This is a genomic window from Neorhizobium sp. 2083, assembly GCF_031455615.1.
Lineage (GTDB): Bacteria > Pseudomonadota > Alphaproteobacteria > Rhizobiales > Rhizobiaceae > Neorhizobium.
On sequence record NZ_JAVDTC010000004.1, the window covers coordinates 349404 to 364948 of the forward strand.

Below are 15545 nucleotides of genomic sequence, written 5' to 3' on the forward strand. Positions count from 1 at the left end.
AAAATCCCCCCAGAGTCAGAATGCCTTCAGTCGCATCAATCGTCGCTCGAAGCTATCCTGACCAAATTATCGGGATAGAGAATGAGCTTCCTTGGCATCTCGGGACAGATCTTCAGCTATTTAAGAAGCGTACCCAAGGTCACGCTGTCATAATGGGCCGGAAGACTTTTGAGTCCATTGGGCGCCCCCTACCGAACCGAAAGAATATAATCTTATCGAGGTCTGAGCCTGAGTATTTGAATGAATACAAAGATTTGGTTTGGGCTCCTAATCCGACAACAGCTTTTCTGCTGGCGGATATGGCTTCTATCATCTCGGGAAAGATGGAGTTTTTCGTTATCGGGGGTGAACAAATATATAAAACCTTCCATAGCTACTTAAATAGAATTTTTGTAACAGATGTTTTTTGCGGCCCTATAAATGGTGACGCGAAATTTGAGGTTGATTTTGACTCCAAGACCCGGGGCACAAAATCGGAATGGATTATCGACGATGAAGAAGAATTCCCCAAGTCGGAAAAAGATGAATTTCCATTCCGTATAACTGAATATCGACGGCGAGTGCCCTATCATCGTTATCGAGTGAAAGAGGAACTCATGGGGAGGGCTCCTGATATCGATTCTTATTGGGAGCAATACGAACTCAAACTTCATCAGTTGGAAGAGGACGCAGGGGAGCAGTTGGACTTTTTCCGATAATCCGATTTCCGGCGAGAAGGACAGTTATCCGACCCGTTTCGCCACCTATGTCCGCCGAGCCGCGACAAACTGAAACATTTCGTTACCGTTGACTTGGAAGTTATTGAACCTGCGTTGAAAGCGGGCCTCCCCATCCCTATAACGGGCAATAGCCAGATTGCTGTCACACGGCAGGGTCGCGGCTTGGGAGCGAATACGAACGAAGAGGTTTTGATGCCCTGGAGCAATCAGAATGGTGGCGGCGGTGGCCCTTGGGGCGGCGGTGGCGGTAATAATCAAGGGCCCTGGGGACAGGGACCGAACCGTCCACGCGGCGGCGGTGGCGGCGGCAACGGCGGTCCACCGGACCTCGAAGACATTATCAGGCGCAGTCAGGACCGGCTGCGCAGCGTGATGCCGGGCGGCTTCAACGGCGGAGCCTTCGTGATCGTGCTCCTCGTCATCCTTGCCTTCCTCGCCTTCCAGTCCGTCTATACCGTCCAGCCGGACGAACGCGGCGTCGAGCTGCGTTTCGGTCGCCCGAAGGAGGAAATCTCCATGCCGGGCCTGCATTTCCATTTCTGGCCGTTCGAATCCGTCGAGATCGTCAAGGTCACCGAACAGCAGCAGAATATCGGCGCGACGCGGGGCTCGAGCTCCAATGCGGGCTGGATGCTGACCGGCGACCAGAACATCGTCAACGTGCAGTTCTCGGTCCTGTTCACCGTCACCGATCCGAAGGCCTATCTCTTCAACCTCGAAGGTCCGGCCTCCACGCTGCAGCAGGTTTCCGAAAGCGCCATGCGCGAAGTCGTCGGCCGTCGTCCGGCGCAGGACATCTTCCGCGACAACCGCGAGGGCATCTCGACCGAGGTGCGCAACATCATCCAGGGCACGATGGACGCATACGGCTCCGGCCTTTCCATCAATGCCGTGCCGATCGAGGACGCCGCACCGCCGCGTGAAGTGGCCGACGCCTTCGAAGAAGTGCAGCGCGCCGAACAGGACGAGGATCGCTTCGTCGAAGAGGCGAACCAGTATTCCAACCAGAAGCTCGGCCAGGCCCGCGGTCAGGCAGCCCAGGTCCGCGAAGAGGCATCCGCCTACAAGGACAAGGTCGTCAACGAAGCGCAGGGCGAGGCGCAGCGCTTCGTCTCGATCTACAACGAATATGCCAACGCGCCCGAAGTGACGCGCCGGCGCATCTTCCTCGAAACCATGGAAACGGTGCTGAAGAACTCCCGCAAGGTCATACTGGACAACAAGGACGGCGTCGTCCCCTATCTGCCGCTCAACGAGATGATCAAGCCGCAGACGAACCAGGGAGGCACAAAATGAACTCCAATCGACTCCCTGCAATCCTGATCGGCCTCGCCGTTCTCCTCGTGCTGATCTATTCGTCGGTTTTCGTGGTCAACGAGCGCGAACAGGCGATCGTCGTCCGCTTCGGCGAGATCCAGGACGTCAAGCGCGAGCCGGGCATTTACTTCAAGCTGCCGTTCGCCTTCATGGACGCCGACCGCGTCCAGTATGTCGAAGACCGCGCCTTGCGCTTCGATCTCGACAATATCCGCGTCCAGGTGCGCGGCGGCGCCTTCTATGAAGTCGACGCCTTCGTCGTCTATTCGATCACCGATCCGCGCCTCTTCCGGGAAACCGTGTCGGGCGACCGGGACTCGGCCGAATCGCGGCTTCGCACCCGCCTCGATGCAGCGCTGCGCCGCGTCTATGGTCTGCGGAATTTCGATGCAGCTCTCTCCAACGAGCGCTCGTCGATGATGCAGGAGGTTCGCGCCGACCTTACCTCGGCCGCGGAAACCCTCGGGCTCGCCATCCGCGACGTTCGTATCCGCCGCACCGACCTGACGCAGGAAGTCTCGCAGCAGACCTTCCAGCGCATGAAGGCCGAGCGTCTTGCCGAGGCCGAGCTGATCCGCGCCCGTGGTAACGAGCAGGGCCAGCGCCGCCGCGCGATCGCCGACCGTCAGGTGGTCGAGCTGGTCTCGGAAGCGCAGCGGGATTCGGAAATCCTGCGCGGTCAGGGCGACGCCGAACGCAACAGGATCTTCGGCGAAGCCTTCCAGCGCGATCCGGGCTTCTTCGAGTTCTACCGCACGATGCGCGCCTATGTGGCGGCCCTTTCCGACAACGGCACGACATTGGTGCTGTCGCCGGATTCGGAGTTCTTCCGGTTCTTCAACTCGTCCGCGGGCCAGGCGCTTGCGCCGCTCCAGACGCCCGCTCGGCCGGCACCTCCTGCTGCGCCGGCGAACTGATCCGACACGTTTGGGGCGGCGCAAAGCCGCCCCTTTCATCACAGGACCATCCACAGGCGTGGCGGGTAGAGGGCACGATCCTCACGAAAAGGTAATTTCCACCGCCGTCATTCCGTCTTATGCTCTGCCGAAACTCCGCCCGATTCAAAGGCTCCAATGGCCGGCCCGGGTCGAGAGCCGCTCTTCCGGGTGATGCGGACAATCCAACAGCGAGGATGCCAGATGGCTCATTCGGTTCGATCGACCTTCAAGCGCACCGTCACGCTTGCGGCAACTTTTGCCCTGCTGGCGCAGTCCTTGCAGGCGATTGCCCAGACGGCGGTCCCAGCCGCTCCGGGGCAGAACGCCAATCCGCCGGCCGGCGCTTCTCCGGGGCCGATGCTGCCCGCTCCGCCGACGCCGTCGCCCACCCTCAACCCGCCTCCGGCTCCCGGGCCGATGGCAGGCGGCGGCCCCGGCTCGATCGCCGATCTGGCCGAGGGCCTGCTCGACGCGGTCGTCAACATCTCGACCTCGCAGAGCGTCAAGGACCAGGGTGCCGGCCCGCAGCCGCAGATCCAGGAAGGCTCGCCTTTCCAGGAATTCTTCGAGGACTTTTTCGACGGCCGGGGCAACCCGGGCAGCAACCAGAAGGTTTCCTCGCTGGGTTCGGGCTTCGTGATCGATCCCTCCGGCTACGTGGTCACCAACAACCACGTCATCGAGGGCGCCGACGACATCGAGGTGATTTTCCCGAACGGCACGAAACTCAAGGCCAAACTGGTCGGGACGGATACCAAGACCGACCTTTCCGTGTTGAAGGTCGAGCCGAAGGCGCCGCTGAAGGCGGTGCGTTTCGGCGATTCGCGCCGCATGCGGATCGGCGACTGGGTGATGGCGATCGGCAATCCGTTCGGGCTCGGCGGTTCGGTGACGCTCGGCATCATCTCGGCCCGCGGCCGCAACATCAATGCCGGCCCTTATGACAACTTCATCCAGACCGACGCGGCGATCAACAAGGGCAATTCCGGCGGCCCGCTGTTCAACATGCGCGGCGAGGTGATCGGTATCAATACCGCGATCATTTCGCCGTCCGGCGGCTCGATCGGCATCGGTTTCGCCGTGCCGACGGAGCTTGCCGAAAACGTTGTGCACCAGCTCACCGAATTCGGGGAGACGCGCCGCGGCTGGCTTGGCGTGCGCATCCAGCCGGTGACGGACGACGTGGCGGCAAGCCTCGGCCTCGACAAGGCGCGCGGCGCGCTGGTATCGGGCGTCGTGAATGGCGGACCGATCAAGAACGGCGAGATCAAGGCGGGCGACGTGATCCTCACCTTCGACGGCCAGCCGGTCAACGAGATGCGCGATCTGCCGCGCATCGTCGCCGAAAGCCCGGTCAACAAGGAAGTCGACGTGGTGATCCTGCGCGACGGCAAGCAGCAGACCGTCAAGGTGACGCTCGGCCGTCTGGAGGACAGCGCCGAGCCGCAGGAGGAGGACGACGACCAGCCGGCCATGCCGGAAGGCCAGGGGGAGAACAAGACGCCCAACAACAAGCCGCCCGGCGACCAGAAGGGCGAACTCAGCCAGGATCCGGCCTCGGCCTTCGGCATGACGCTCGCGGTGCTCGACGAGGCCCGCCGCAAGAGTTTCAGCATCGTCGAGAGCGTCGAAGGCGTGCTGATCACCGCCGTTGTGCCGAATTCGCCCGCCGCCCAGAAGGGGCTGAAGGTCGGCGAGGTGGTGGTCGAGGTGGCCCAGGATTTCGTCGAAAGCCCGGCTGACGTCGTCAAGCGGATCGCCGTCCTCAAATCCGAAGGCCGCCGAAACGCGCATGTGATGGTCTCGGATGCTTCCGGCAACCTGCGCTTCGTGGCGCTGCCGCTGGAGTAAATCGATGCGAAGCGGTCAGCGGGTGCGTCCCGCGGCCGCTTTCTGGCGCAGCCATTCGTCCCGCGTCACCGCATAAACGACGTGCGGTTTCAGATGCGGGTGCGTATCGGGCACCCGTGGATGGTCGAAATCCATGCCGGTGATGCGATGCAGGCCGAGGCGTTTCATCACGGCGGTCGAACGTCTGTTTTCGCCGACGGCGAAGGACACGACCGCGTCGAGCTGTTTCTCACCAAACGCGAAGTCGAGAAGCGCGCGGGCGGCTTCGGTGACATAACCGTTGCCCCAGAACCGGGTCGCGAGCCGCCAGCCGATCTCCACCGTCTCGATCGGAAAGATATCCGGCATGCTGGCGAGCGACAGGCCGCAGAAACCCATGGGCTCCTGCGTTTCTTTCAGTTCCAGCGCATAGAAGCCGAGCCCGGTCTCGGTGATCGCGTCGTTGAGCTTGGCGAGGAAGGCATCCGCCTCTTCGTGGGTGCGGCGGAACGGAAAGAACTCCATCACCTTCGGATCGGAATTGATCTCGCGAAAGAGATCGCGGTCGCCGTCGACCCAGCTTCGGAGGCGCAGGCGTTCGGTTTCGAGGATGATCCTTGGGGGCATGTCCTGGACTTTATCCTACGAGACCTTTGCAGAGGATTTCGGCTTTTCGAACCTGATGCGCAGTTTCGTGCCGGTGGCATCGGCGAAACGCTGGAGGGTGCGGGTCGAGGGCATGGAACGGCCGCTCTCAAGCCGCGCGATGGCCGCCTGCGTCGTCCCCATGGCCTTGGCAACGTCTTCCTGCGTCATGGAAGCCTGGGCGCGTGCCTTGATCAGAGCTTCCGCGATGGCGAATTCCTCCTCGAGTGCGTCGTAGGCGGCGACGAATTCCGGGTCCTTGAACCATTCCTTCGCGGCTTCGCTTACCAGAAGGCTCCTCTTGGTCATCTCACATCCTTTGCACGTTTCATCGCGATCTCGATGTCGCGTCTGGGCGTCTTCTGTGTTTTCTTCCGGAAGACATGTAAAACCACAATCCGATGACCTGACGCAGCGACATAAGCCGCCCGGGCGATCCCGTCGCGACCGCGCATTCGCATTTCCCAGATCGGCCCCTCGAGGTGTTTCACATAGGGTTCGTGTACCTTGGCGGGTCCTTCCAGCTCGATCAGCTTCACGATGCGGAGAAAGCTGGCAACAATATCGGTGGGAAACGCCTCAAGTTCGATCCTCACACGATCATTTATAAACTCCATCTTCCACTGCATGAAATATACCATTTTTGCAATGATCTTCAATGCAAATGGTGCGATATGTATTTCGGTTCGTCAATCGCGTAAGTTGTATTTAGGCTGGTGTTGTGAAATCCGTCCTGCGATAGCCCTGGATGTAAAGCAGGGCGGTGAGGTCGCCGTGGTCGATGCGCATCCTGGCCTGGGCGGCGACGGTGGGCTTGGCGTGCAGTGCCACGCCGGAGCCGGCGATGCCGAGCATGCCGAGATCGTTGGCGCCGTCGCCGACGGCGATCGTGTCTTCCGGCGCGATCCCGAGCCTTTCGGCGATAGCGAGGAGTGCGTCGACCTTGGCCTGCTTGCCGAGGATGGGTTCAGCCACTTCGCCGGTCAGGATACCGTCCTTTTCGAGGAGGATGTTGGCGCGGTTCTCGTCGAAGCCGAGTGTTGCGGCAATGCGGCTGGTGAAGACGGTAAAGCCGCCCGAGACGAGGGCGGCGTAATGGCCCCGGGCCTTCATCGTGGCGATCAGTTCCTTTCCGCCCGATGTCAGCGTGATGCGCTGGGTGATGACGTCGTCGACGACGGTGATCGGCAGGCCTTTCAGAAGTGCGACACGTTCGCGAAGGGCGGGTTCGAAGGCGATCTCGCCGTTCATCGCGCGGGCGGTGATAGTTGCGACCTTGTCCTTCAGCCCCACGACATCGGCAAGCTCGTCGATGCATTCCTGGCCGATCATGGTCGAATCCATGTCGGCGATCAGGAATTTCTTCCGGCGCGTAGCCGCGTCCTGGATGACGAGATCGATCGGGGCGCTCCCGATGATGGCCCGCAGAGCGGCCTCTGTCGCTTCGATATCGGAGCCGTCGCGCAGGGCGATGTCGCAGGCGATGCCATCCGCCAGCCAGTAGAGGCCGGAGGCTTTTACCGCCTCTGCCGCTTGTTCTCCAAGCGTCGAGTTGAGAACGGGGTTTGACGGATGGGCAATGAGCGTGGCAACGAAAGCCATATGAGCGACCTTATCGACAATCTTGATGCGATCCTGATAACCGGGCCGACGGCCAGCGGCAAGTCGGCGCTCGCATTGCGTCTGGCCTGTGAGACCAATGGCGTGGTGATCAATGCCGACAGTATGCAGGTCTACGACACCCTGCGGGTGCTGACGGCGCGGCCGGCCGAGGACGAGATGGAAGGCGTGCCGCACCTGCTCTACGGGCATGTGCCGGCGATACGCGCCTATTCGACCGGCGAGTGGCTGCGCGACGTCACGGCGCTTCTGCCGCAGCTGAAGCGCGACGGCCGGCTGCCTGTCTTCGTCGGCGGCACGGGGCTCTATTTCAAGGCCCTGACCGGCGGGCTGTCCGACATGCCGGAAATCTCACAAGGTATCCGCTGCGAGGTTCGGCTGCGTCTGAAGGAGGAAGGCCCGGAGGCGCTGCATGCGGAGCTTCTGGTGCGCGACGCACCTGTGGCGGCGGGCCTGGAGCCGAAGGACGGGCAGCGGATCGTCAGGGCACTGGAGGTTCTGGCGGAGACCGGCCGTTCGATCGCAGAATTCCAGGGCAGGCAGGGGCCGATGGTGATCGATCCTGCGCGGGCGAAGAAGCTTATCGTGCTGCCGGACCGAAAAATCCTGCAGGAGCGGATCGACCGGCGTTTCGGGACGATGCTGGAGACGGGGGCCGTGGACGAGGTGAAGGCGCTGCGGGCGCTCGATCCGGCGCCGGACCTGCCCGTGATGAAGGCGATCGGCGTCGCGCAGATCGCCGAGATGCTGGAAGGCCGCATGAGCCGTGAGGAGGTTGTCGAGCGCGGATCCGCGCTGACACGGCAATATGCCAAGCGTCAGATGACCTGGTTCCGCAACCAGATGGACGAGAGCTGGGAGCGGCTGACCTGAGGCCTGCCGCTCAATCCTTGTCGTAGAGGCTGCTCAGCGGTTTCTTGAGAAGGCTTTCGCGCAACGATCCTTCGCGGCGAAGCAGCGGACCGGGGCGCGGCGCTCCCTCCGGCGGAGGCGGCCGCTGGAACGTCGGGGGCGCAGGCTGGTAGGATGGTGGCGGCTCGGCGGGGCGCTCGCGGCGCAGTTCCGCAAACCGATCGGGGCGAGGGGCGGCTGGCTGTTCCGGTGCGCCGGCGCGCGGCAGCATGTCAGGCCGGTAGGGTTCCGGCTGCGGATTGCTTGCGATCGGCGGAACAGGATTGATCGTCACATGGCCCGTCGAGCGGATTTCCCGGTTCCAGCGATCGAGTTCGGCATCGCCCGCCGGCGGGAAATCGTCGTCCGTTTCGTCCTCGATACCGGAAGCACTCTCGGGAAAAGGCGTGGCCGCGCTGTAGCTCTGCTGGAATGCGGAAATGTCGGGCCCGCTGACGGCGCGCATGCGGGCGATCACGGTGCGCAGATCGACCGTATCCGGCGTATCCTCGCTGCCCTTTTCGGCGACGCCATTGGCCTTGGGCAGGTATTTTTTCTCGACGCGGGCGAACCGCATGCGCATCGGCACGGAGATCGCCTCGCCGAAAGCGATCGCCTCGCCATTGCCGATCGACGACAGGAAGCTCGTCGTCGAGATCGACGAATTGGGGATCGCCGACTTGATGATTTCCTGGTCGCGGTCGTTGGACAGCCGCATGGCGAACACGGTCGAGCACTGCGACAGGATCGTCTGGTCGAGTTCGCCGGGCCGCTGGGTGATGACGCCGAGCGACACGCCGTATTTTCGGCCTTCCTTGGCGATTCGCGAGATGGCCTGCCGTGTCGGAAAGAAGCCGAGTTCGCGGTCGGCCGGCACGTAGCGGTGCGCTTCCTCGCAGACCACGAGCATGTGGATGGCGCCGCCGCTCCAGAGCGCGAGTTCGAACGCCATGCGGCAGAGGATCGAGGCGACGGAATTGACGACTTCCGAGGGGATGCCGGCGAGCTGGAAGGTCGAGATCGGCCGGTCGCCGCCGGGAATGCGAAAGATATGGGCGATGGTCTCCATGATCGTGTCGTTGATCGTATTGTTGGAGAACATGAAATGGTAACGCGGGTCGTTGATCGCCGACATGATGCGCATCTTCAGCGACCGCAGGAACGGCTTTTCGCCACGTCCTTCCAGACGGCCGATGCGTTCGTCGATCAGCGCCAAAAGGTCCGCCATGCGATAGGGCACCGGCGTATCGGCGGTGACCGAGCTCTTTTCGGTCGAGCGGCGCATCAGCGACGTTTCGTTGCCGCGGAAGGCGCGCTTGGCTTCCGGAATGAGGTCGCGCAGGATGTCGAGTTCTTCCGCCACCGCGGGCCGGCCGCGAAACACCACCTCGGCAAACTCTTCGAGCCGCATCAGCCAGAAGGGCAGGTCGAGCGTGTCGGTGTCGATGACGACGGCGTGCTCGGGAAAAGCCGCGGCAAATTCGTTGTGCGGATCGAGAATGAGGACGCGCAGCTTGGGGTCGGCCTCGATCGCCTTGTGGAGAAGCAGCGAAACGGCGGTCGACTTGCCGACGCCGGTCGAACCGACGATGGCGAAATGTTTCGACAGCATCGACGGGATATGGATCGTCGCGTCGATCGTTTCGTCCTGGGTGAGCTTGCCGACAGCACAGGTATCGTTCTTGCCGGTGTCATAGATGCGCGCCAGGTCGGCCGCACGGATGCGGTGGGCGACGGCGCCGAGATAGGGATAACACGAGATGCCGCCGGTGAACTCGTCGCGGCCGTCGGGACCCTTGCGCACTTCGCCGAGCAGTTCGGCCTCGATGTGGAAACCGGTATTGCCGCCCTCGCTCCATTCCTTGCCGCCGGTCTGCATCGCATAGGCGAGCGCCACCACGCGGTTTGCGCCGACGCTGATCGAGATCAGCCGCCCGACCGACCACAGTTCGGTCAAATCGGTCTCGCCGTTTTCGGCAATGGCGGAAATGGTGGCATGGGAACCGTTGCAGGCGACGACGCGGCCGAGCATGCGGTTGCCGGGCTTCTGGATGTCGCGACGATCCTGCTCACCTGCAGTCGCGGAACGGTGCAGATCGTTGTTCAACAAACTCGGGCCCCTATCATTGGGGTGGCGGATCGGGTCATGGCTCATCCGTCGGGTCGCTACCCTCCAAACAACGGGACTATATTGTGCCGGCCTTAACAACTCGTGTAGGAGGCGGTATCGCCGAATGCAGGGAAACGGAGCAGTAAAATCAGGCTGATGGCGTTTTTTGGAGCATGTCCACGTTGACGAACGACATTTATCTGGCTAACACTTCGCGCCATGAAGATTTCGATCGCTCTTATTGTGGTGGGAACGCGCATGGGCAGGATGGTGTAACCATCCGGCGACAGCCACCCATGCGCGGAAAGACAGGCTCCTCCAAGGGGCCTTTTTTTATGCCTTCAATCCGGCTCGGAGGAGCCGCCGGTAAAAATCCAGCAGCGAATGGACCAAGACAATGACGGATACGAACAATCAGATGCCAGATAATCAGATGACTGGTGCGGAGATTGTCCTGAAGGCCCTGAAGGACAATGGCGTCGAGCATATCTTCGGATATCCGGGCGGCGCCGTCCTGCCGATCTATGACGAGATCTTCCAGCAGGACGACATCCAGCACATTCTGGTCCGCCACGAGCAGGGCGCCGGCCACGCCGCCGAAGGTTACGCCCGCTCCACCGGCAAGGTCGGCGTCTTGCTGGTGACGTCGGGTCCTGGCGCCACCAATGCCGTCACCCCGCTGCAGGATGCGCTGATGGACAGCATCCCGCTGGTCTGCCTGTCCGGCCAGGTTCCGACCACGCTGATCGGTTCCGATGCCTTCCAGGAATGCGATACCGTCGGCATTACCCGGCCCTGCACCAAGCACAACTGGCTGGTCAAGGACGTCAACGAGCTGGCCGGTATCATCCACGAAGCCTTCCGTATTGCCCAGACCGGCCGTCCGGGACCGGTCGTCGTCGATATTCCGAAGGACATCCAGTTCGCGACAGGCACCTATACGCCGAAGCCGGAAATCGCCCAGAACACCAGCTACCAGCCGCGGACCCAGGGCGACATCAACGCCATCCAGGCCGCTATCGAGCTGATGGCTTCGGCGCGCCGACCGATCCTCTATACCGGCGGCGGCGTCGTCAATTCCGGCCTGGAAGCCTCGCGGCTGCTGCGCGAGCTGGCCGAGCTCACCGATTTCCCGATCACCTCGACGCTGATGGGCCTCGGCGCCTATCCGGCGTCCGGCAAGAACTGGCTCGGCATGCTCGGCATGCACGGCTCCTACGAGGCGAACATGGCGATGCACGATTGCGACGTCATGGTCTGCATCGGCGCGCGGTTCGACGACCGCATCACCGGGCGCATCAACGCGTTTTCGCCGAATTCGCGCAAGGTCCACATCGATATCGACCCGTCCTCGATCAACAAGAACGTCCATGTCGATATCCCGATCCTCGGCGATGTCGGCAACGTTCTCGAAGACATGGTTCGCCTGTGGCGCGCCCTGCCGAAAAAGCCGGCCAAGGCGCAGACAGAGGAGTGGTGGGGCCAGGTCAACCGCTGGCGGGCCCGCAAGAGCTTTTCCTACAAGCACTCCAACGACGTTATCATGCCGCAATATGCGCTGCAGCGTCTGTTCGAGGCGACCAGGGGGCACGATACCTACATCACTACCGAAGTCGGCCAGCATCAGATGTGGGCGGCGCAGTTCCTCGAATTCGAGGAGCCGAACCGCTGGATGACCTCGGGCGGGCTCGGCACGATGGGTTACGGTTTCCCGGCGGCGATCGGCGTGCAGGTCGCGCATCCCGACGCTCTGGTCATCGACGTTGCGGGCGACGCCTCGATCCAGATGTGCATCCAGGAAATGTCGACTGCCATCCAGTATAACCTGCCGGTCAAGATCTTCATCCTCAACAACCAGTACATGGGCATGGTGCGCCAGTGGCAGCAGTTGCTGCACGGCAACCGCCTGTCGAATTCCTATACGGAAGCGATGCCGGACTTCGTCAAGCTCGCGGAAGCCTATGGCGCCGTCGGCATGTATTGCGACGATCCGAAGGAACTGGACGGCAAGATCGAGGAGATGATCGCGGTCAAGAAGCCCGTCATCTTCGATTGCCGCGTCGCCAATCTCGCCAACTGCTTCCCGATGATCCCGTCGGGCAAGGCGCATAACGAGATGCTGCTGCCGGACGAAGCTACCGACGAAGCGGTTGCCAACGCCATCGATGCCAAGGGTCGCCAGCTCGTCTGAGACGGGCTGCCATCCCTTCAACAAAATTCTGAGGAAATGGACCCAAGACCATGAATGCGCATCAGCAACCGACCGGATCCGCCTATTTCATCGCGCCCGAGACGGCGAAGGCCGAAAGCCACACGCTTTCGGTGCTCGTCGCCAACGAACCGGGCGTGCTCGCCCGGGTGATCGGCCTGTTTTCCGGCCGCGGCTACAATATCGAAAGCCTGACGGTTTCGGAAACGGAACATGAAGCGCACCTATCCCGCATCACCATCGTGACGCGGGGCACGCCGACGGTGCTCGAACAGATCAAGGCGCAGCTCGAGCGGATCGTGCCTGTGCACCGGGTCGTCGATCTGACGGTGCGGGCCCATGCGCTCGGCCAGGAGCGGCCGATCGAGCGCGAAGTGGCACTGGTGAAGGTGGTCGGCCAGGGTGACCACCGCGCCGAGACGCTCCGGCTTGCGGATGCCTTCCACGCGAAGGTGGTCGATGCGACGGTTGAACATTTCATCCTGGAGATCACCGGGAAATCCTCCAAGATCGACCAGTTCGTGGCGATCATGAAGCCGCTCGGCCTCGTCGAAGTCTGCCGCACCGGGATCGCGGCGATGAACCGCGGCCCGCAGGGCATGTGACGCCCGCCAGGGACCGCGGAGCAGCCGGACAGGAGGGGCGGCGATTGCAGAAGGACTGGCTGCCTCCATCCGGCACGCGCCTCGGCGCTACCTTCTATGTCCGGCAGTCCCAGCCGTGGCTCTGCCACTATTTCGGCATCAAAAGGCTTGAGCCGACGCTCAGCCCGGGTATCGGGGGGGTGGTGTTGTGGGGCGGGCGCATCCCGGCGAGGACGGCGCGTTTCATCGCCGGGCTGCGCGGGCTGCCCTCCTGGTATCTCGAGGACGGTTTTCTGCGTTCCGTCGGCCTCGGCAAGGAAATGACCTTGCCGATCTCGATTTCGATCGACGATCTCGGCATGCCGGTGGATGCGTCGAAGCCGTCGCGGCTGGAACGGTTGATTGCCGGTTCCACCGGGATGGACGGATCTCATGGGGCCGATATCCGCGAGGCGATCGTCCGGGATCGGCTCTCCAAATACAACAACCTGCCGCACCGTCGGCCGAAGCTCGACCCAACGACCCGGCGGCGGGTACTGCTGGTTGACCAGGTCTTTGGCGACGTCTCGGTACCGATGGCGGGCGGCTCGCCCGAAAGTTTCGCGCGGATGCTGGAGGATGCGGTGGCAAGCGGCGCGCAATGCGTGGTGCGCACCCATCCGGATGTGATGGCCGGATTCCGCAAGGGGTATCTGACCGAACAGGCGGCGCGAACGCCCGGCGTGATCCTGCTGGCGGATGCCGTTTCGGTCGCTTCGATGCTGGATGTGGTCGACGAGGTCTGGACGGTATCGAGCCAGTTCGGCCTCGACGCCCTGCTGCGCGGCATCCCGGTTCGCTGTTACGCGGCGCCGTTTTATGCCGGCTGGGGGCTGACGGACGACAGGCTGGGCGAAAGGTCCCGGGAGATGCTGCCGCGGCGCACCGCCCGCCCGAGTATCGACCAGCTTACGGCTGCTTCCTTCAGCCTCTATCCGTCCTACAGGGATACCACGGCCTGGCAGGAGACCGACGTGTTCCGGGCCATCGACACACTGGTTGCGGAACGTCGGGTGCTCGATCTGGACTAGATCATTTCAAGCGGCTGCTTGCGTGCCGGTGGCGGGAAAGCGGCGTCCAGGGCGGTCCAGTCCTCTTCGCTCAGTTCCAGCTCGACCGCCTCGGCGTTTTCCGCGACGCGTTCCGGGTTGGCGGATTTGGGGATGGCGATGACGCCGTCGCGCTCCAGCAGGAAAGCCAGCGCCACCTGCGCCGGGGTGGCCTGATAGGCCTTGGCGATACGGATCAGCTCCCCGCTTCTGGCAAGCCGGCCCTGTTCGATCGGTGAATAGGCCATGACCGGAATGCCGCGTTCCTGGCACCAGGGCAAAAGGTCGTATTCGATGCCGCGGCGGGAGAGGTTGTAGAGGACCTGGTTGGCCGCGCAGTTCTTGCCATCCGGCACGTCCATCAGTTCGAGCATGTCGTCGAGATCGAAATTCGAGACGCCCCAGGCGCCGATCTTGCCGGCCCGGCGCAATTCCTCGAAGCCGGCGACGGTCTCTTCAAGCGGATGTTCCCCGCGCCAGTGCAGGAGATAGAGGTCGAGCCGGTCGGTCTTCAGCCGGGTGAGGCTGCGTTCGCAGGCTTCGACGACGCTCTTGCGGCCGGCGTTCCAGGGATAGACCTTGCTGACCAGGAAGACCTCGTCGCGCCGGCCGGCGATCGCCTGCGCGGTGATCTTTTCGGCGCCGCCCTCGCCATACATTTCCGCCGTGTCGATCAGCGTTAGGCCGAGATCGAGGCCGCGCTTCAGGCTTTCGATCTCGATGCCGGCCTTGCGGGCATCCTCGCCCATCTGCCAGGTACCGAGGCCGAGCGCCGGGACCGAAATGCCGGAGGGCAGGGTGACTGTCGGGATATCGGACATCGGAAACCTCGATCTCTATCTCAGGGCGTCTATCCTACTGAGGATATGGCGTCGATTGAAGCCTCCAAGTTCCGCTTGAAGATTGTTCCCAACGATCTTATCACCGGACCCACAGGCCGTTCGCGATACGAGACGGTCGAGACAAGCGGGACGGATTGGCGCTAGGAGAACATATGCAGCTGGAAACCTTTCTGGCCCTGATCCTGTTTGCCTTCACCACCTCGATCACGCCGGGGCCGAACAATATGATGCTGTTCGCATCGGGCGTGAACTTCGGCTTTGCGCGGACCATCCCGCACATGCTCGGCATCGGCGCCGGCTTCCTGTCGCTGCTGATCGCCGTCGGGCTGGGGCTCGGGGCATTGCTGCATTCGGTGCCGGTCGTCTATACGGCGCTCAAATTCGCGGGCGGAGCCTATCTGCTCTGGGTCGCCTGGAAGATCGGCACGTCGCGCAGCCTGTCGGATGGCAAGGCGGGTGCGAAGCCGATGACGTTTCTCGGCGCGGCGGCGTTCCAATGGGTCAACCCGAAAGCCTGGGTGATGGCGGTCACCGCCATGGCGACCTATACCAACCCCGACTATTACCTGCCGACCGTGATGCTCGTCGGGCTCGCGTTCGCCGCCGTCAACGTGCCGAGCGTTTCGACCTGGGCGGGCTTCGGTTCGGCGCTGCGCGAATGGCTGTCGGTGCCGGCGCGGCTGAAATGGTTCAACATCACTATGGCGCTCTTGCTTGTCGCAAGCCTCTGGCCGATGCTGAAGTAAGGGAGA

At 62.6% G+C, this 15545-nt stretch carries 15 protein-coding genes; 9 read left to right on the plus strand and 6 right to left on the minus strand.

Annotation, left to right across the window (positions count from 1 at the left end):
* Window positions 1–20 precede the first annotated feature (20 nt).
* From J2X76_RS17730 to J2X76_RS17745, 4 genes are all read left to right on the plus strand, one after another.
* On the plus strand, window positions 21–698 hold the full coding sequence (locus J2X76_RS17730; protein ID WP_310218553.1) for a dihydrofolate reductase: 678 nt from the start codon (window positions 21–23) through the stop codon (window positions 696–698).
* 213 nt (window positions 699–911) lie between these two features.
* Window positions 912–2015: an FtsH protease activity modulator HflK gene (gene hflK / locus J2X76_RS17735; RefSeq protein WP_113131105.1), complete on the plus strand. Its 1104-nt coding sequence runs from the start codon at window positions 912–914 to the stop codon at window positions 2013–2015.
* Window positions 2012–2953 (plus strand): protease modulator HflC, encoded by a 942-nt coding sequence (gene hflC, locus J2X76_RS17740; protein ID WP_113131104.1) that lies wholly within the window; start codon window positions 2012–2014, stop codon window positions 2951–2953. Before hflK ends, hflC begins: the two co-directional genes overlap by 4 nt.
* Before the next feature lie 222 nt (window positions 2954–3175).
* Entirely contained in the window at window positions 3176–4825 is a 1650-nt protein-coding gene (locus J2X76_RS17745) for a Do family serine endopeptidase (protein WP_310218554.1), read from the plus strand.
* Between the two features lie 15 nt (window positions 4826–4840).
* Here J2X76_RS17745 and J2X76_RS17750 read toward each other — a convergent pair whose 3' ends face one another.
* From J2X76_RS17750 to serB, 4 genes are all read right to left on the minus strand, one after another.
* Window positions 4841–5431, minus strand: a complete 591-nt coding sequence (locus tag J2X76_RS17750) for a GNAT family N-acetyltransferase (protein ID WP_113284790.1) — start codon at window positions 5429–5431, stop codon at window positions 4841–4843.
* Window positions 5432–5446: 15 nt separating this feature from the next.
* Entirely contained in the window at window positions 5447–5758 is a 312-nt protein-coding gene (locus J2X76_RS17755) for a helix-turn-helix domain-containing protein (protein WP_113284791.1), read from the minus strand.
* Window positions 5755–6078 (minus strand): type II toxin-antitoxin system RelE/ParE family toxin, encoded by a 324-nt coding sequence (locus tag J2X76_RS17760; RefSeq protein WP_113284915.1) that lies wholly within the window; start codon window positions 6076–6078, stop codon window positions 5755–5757. Before J2X76_RS17760 ends, J2X76_RS17755 begins: the two co-directional genes overlap by 4 nt.
* Before the next feature lie 79 nt (window positions 6079–6157).
* The gene (gene serB, locus J2X76_RS17765) at window positions 6158–7051 is read right to left on the minus strand and encodes a phosphoserine phosphatase SerB (RefSeq protein WP_310218556.1); all 894 of its coding nucleotides are present in this window, start codon (window positions 7049–7051) and stop codon (window positions 6158–6160) included.
* Here serB and miaA point away from each other — a divergent pair, their 5' ends adjacent.
* Complete coding sequence (gene miaA, locus J2X76_RS17770) at window positions 7052–7942, plus strand: tRNA (adenosine(37)-N6)-dimethylallyltransferase MiaA (RefSeq protein ID WP_310218557.1); 891 nt, start codon at window positions 7052–7054, stop codon at window positions 7940–7942. It abuts the gene before it with no gap.
* A 10-nt stretch (window positions 7943–7952) separates the two neighbouring features.
* Here the strand turns inward: miaA and J2X76_RS17775 are convergent, their stop codons facing one another.
* The gene (locus tag J2X76_RS17775) at window positions 7953–10070 is read right to left on the minus strand and encodes a helicase HerA domain-containing protein (protein WP_310218559.1); all 2118 of its coding nucleotides are present in this window, start codon (window positions 10068–10070) and stop codon (window positions 7953–7955) included.
* Between the two features lie 397 nt (window positions 10071–10467).
* Here J2X76_RS17775 and J2X76_RS17780 point away from each other — a divergent pair, with 397 nt between their 5' ends.
* Genes J2X76_RS17780 through J2X76_RS17790 form a run of 3 tightly spaced genes read left to right on the plus strand, consistent with a single transcriptional unit; the run spans window position 10468 to window position 13933 of the window.
* Window positions 10468–12261: an acetolactate synthase 3 large subunit gene (locus J2X76_RS17780; protein ID WP_310218561.1), complete on the plus strand. Its 1794-nt coding sequence runs from the start codon at window positions 10468–10470 to the stop codon at window positions 12259–12261.
* 50 nt (window positions 12262–12311) lie between these two features.
* Window positions 12312–12884, plus strand: coding sequence for an acetolactate synthase small subunit (ilvN, locus tag J2X76_RS17785; RefSeq protein ID WP_113284794.1), 573 nt, complete (start codon window positions 12312–12314; stop codon window positions 12882–12884).
* A gap of 44 nt (window positions 12885–12928) precedes the next feature.
* Window positions 12929–13933 (plus strand): capsular biosynthesis protein, encoded by a 1005-nt coding sequence (locus J2X76_RS17790; protein WP_310218564.1) that lies wholly within the window; start codon window positions 12929–12931, stop codon window positions 13931–13933.
* Here the strand turns inward: J2X76_RS17790 and J2X76_RS17795 are convergent.
* On the minus strand, window positions 13930–14772 hold the full coding sequence (locus J2X76_RS17795) for an aldo/keto reductase (RefSeq protein ID WP_310218566.1): 843 nt from the start codon (window positions 14770–14772) through the stop codon (window positions 13930–13932). The two genes, J2X76_RS17790 and J2X76_RS17795, sit on opposite strands and share 4 nt — an antisense overlap.
* Window positions 14773–14945: 173 nt before the next feature.
* On the opposite strand from J2X76_RS17795, the gene J2X76_RS17800 reads away from it, so the two are divergent.
* Window positions 14946–15539: a LysE family translocator gene (locus J2X76_RS17800; protein ID WP_113131093.1), complete on the plus strand. Its 594-nt coding sequence runs from the start codon at window positions 14946–14948 to the stop codon at window positions 15537–15539.
* Window positions 15540–15545 lie beyond the last annotated feature (6 nt).

Coding starts and splice junctions, on each gene's coding strand:
- hflK (WP_113131105.1), top strand. CDS start 912: ATGCCCTGGAGCAATCAGAATGGTGGCGGCGGTGGCCCTTGGGGCGGC.
- ilvN (WP_113284794.1), top strand. CDS start 12,312: ATGAATGCGCATCAGCAACCGACCGGATCCGCCTATTTCATCGCGCCC.
- J2X76_RS17745 (WP_310218554.1), top strand. CDS start 3,176: ATGGCTCATTCGGTTCGATCGACCTTCAAGCGCACCGTCACGCTTGCG.
- J2X76_RS17750 (WP_113284790.1), bottom strand. CDS start 5,431: ATGCCCCCAAGGATCATCCTCGAAACCGAACGCCTGCGCCTCCGAAGC.
- J2X76_RS17780 (WP_310218561.1), top strand. CDS start 10,468: ATGACGGATACGAACAATCAGATGCCAGATAATCAGATGACTGGTGCG.
- miaA (WP_310218557.1), top strand. CDS start 7,052: ATGAGCGACCTTATCGACAATCTTGATGCGATCCTGATAACCGGGCCG.
- J2X76_RS17795 (WP_310218566.1), bottom strand. CDS start 14,772: ATGTCCGATATCCCGACAGTCACCCTGCCCTCCGGCATTTCGGTCCCG.
- J2X76_RS17730 (WP_310218553.1), top strand. CDS start 21: ATGCCTTCAGTCGCATCAATCGTCGCTCGAAGCTATCCTGACCAAATT.
- J2X76_RS17760 (WP_113284915.1), bottom strand. CDS start 6,078: ATGCAGTGGAAGATGGAGTTTATAAATGATCGTGTGAGGATCGAACTT.
- J2X76_RS17800 (WP_113131093.1), top strand. CDS start 14,946: ATGCAGCTGGAAACCTTTCTGGCCCTGATCCTGTTTGCCTTCACCACC.
- J2X76_RS17755 (WP_113284791.1), bottom strand. CDS start 5,758: ATGACCAAGAGGAGCCTTCTGGTAAGCGAAGCCGCGAAGGAATGGTTC.
- serB (WP_310218556.1), bottom strand. CDS start 7,051: ATGGCTTTCGTTGCCACGCTCATTGCCCATCCGTCAAACCCCGTTCTC.
- hflC (WP_113131104.1), top strand. CDS start 2,012: ATGAACTCCAATCGACTCCCTGCAATCCTGATCGGCCTCGCCGTTCTC.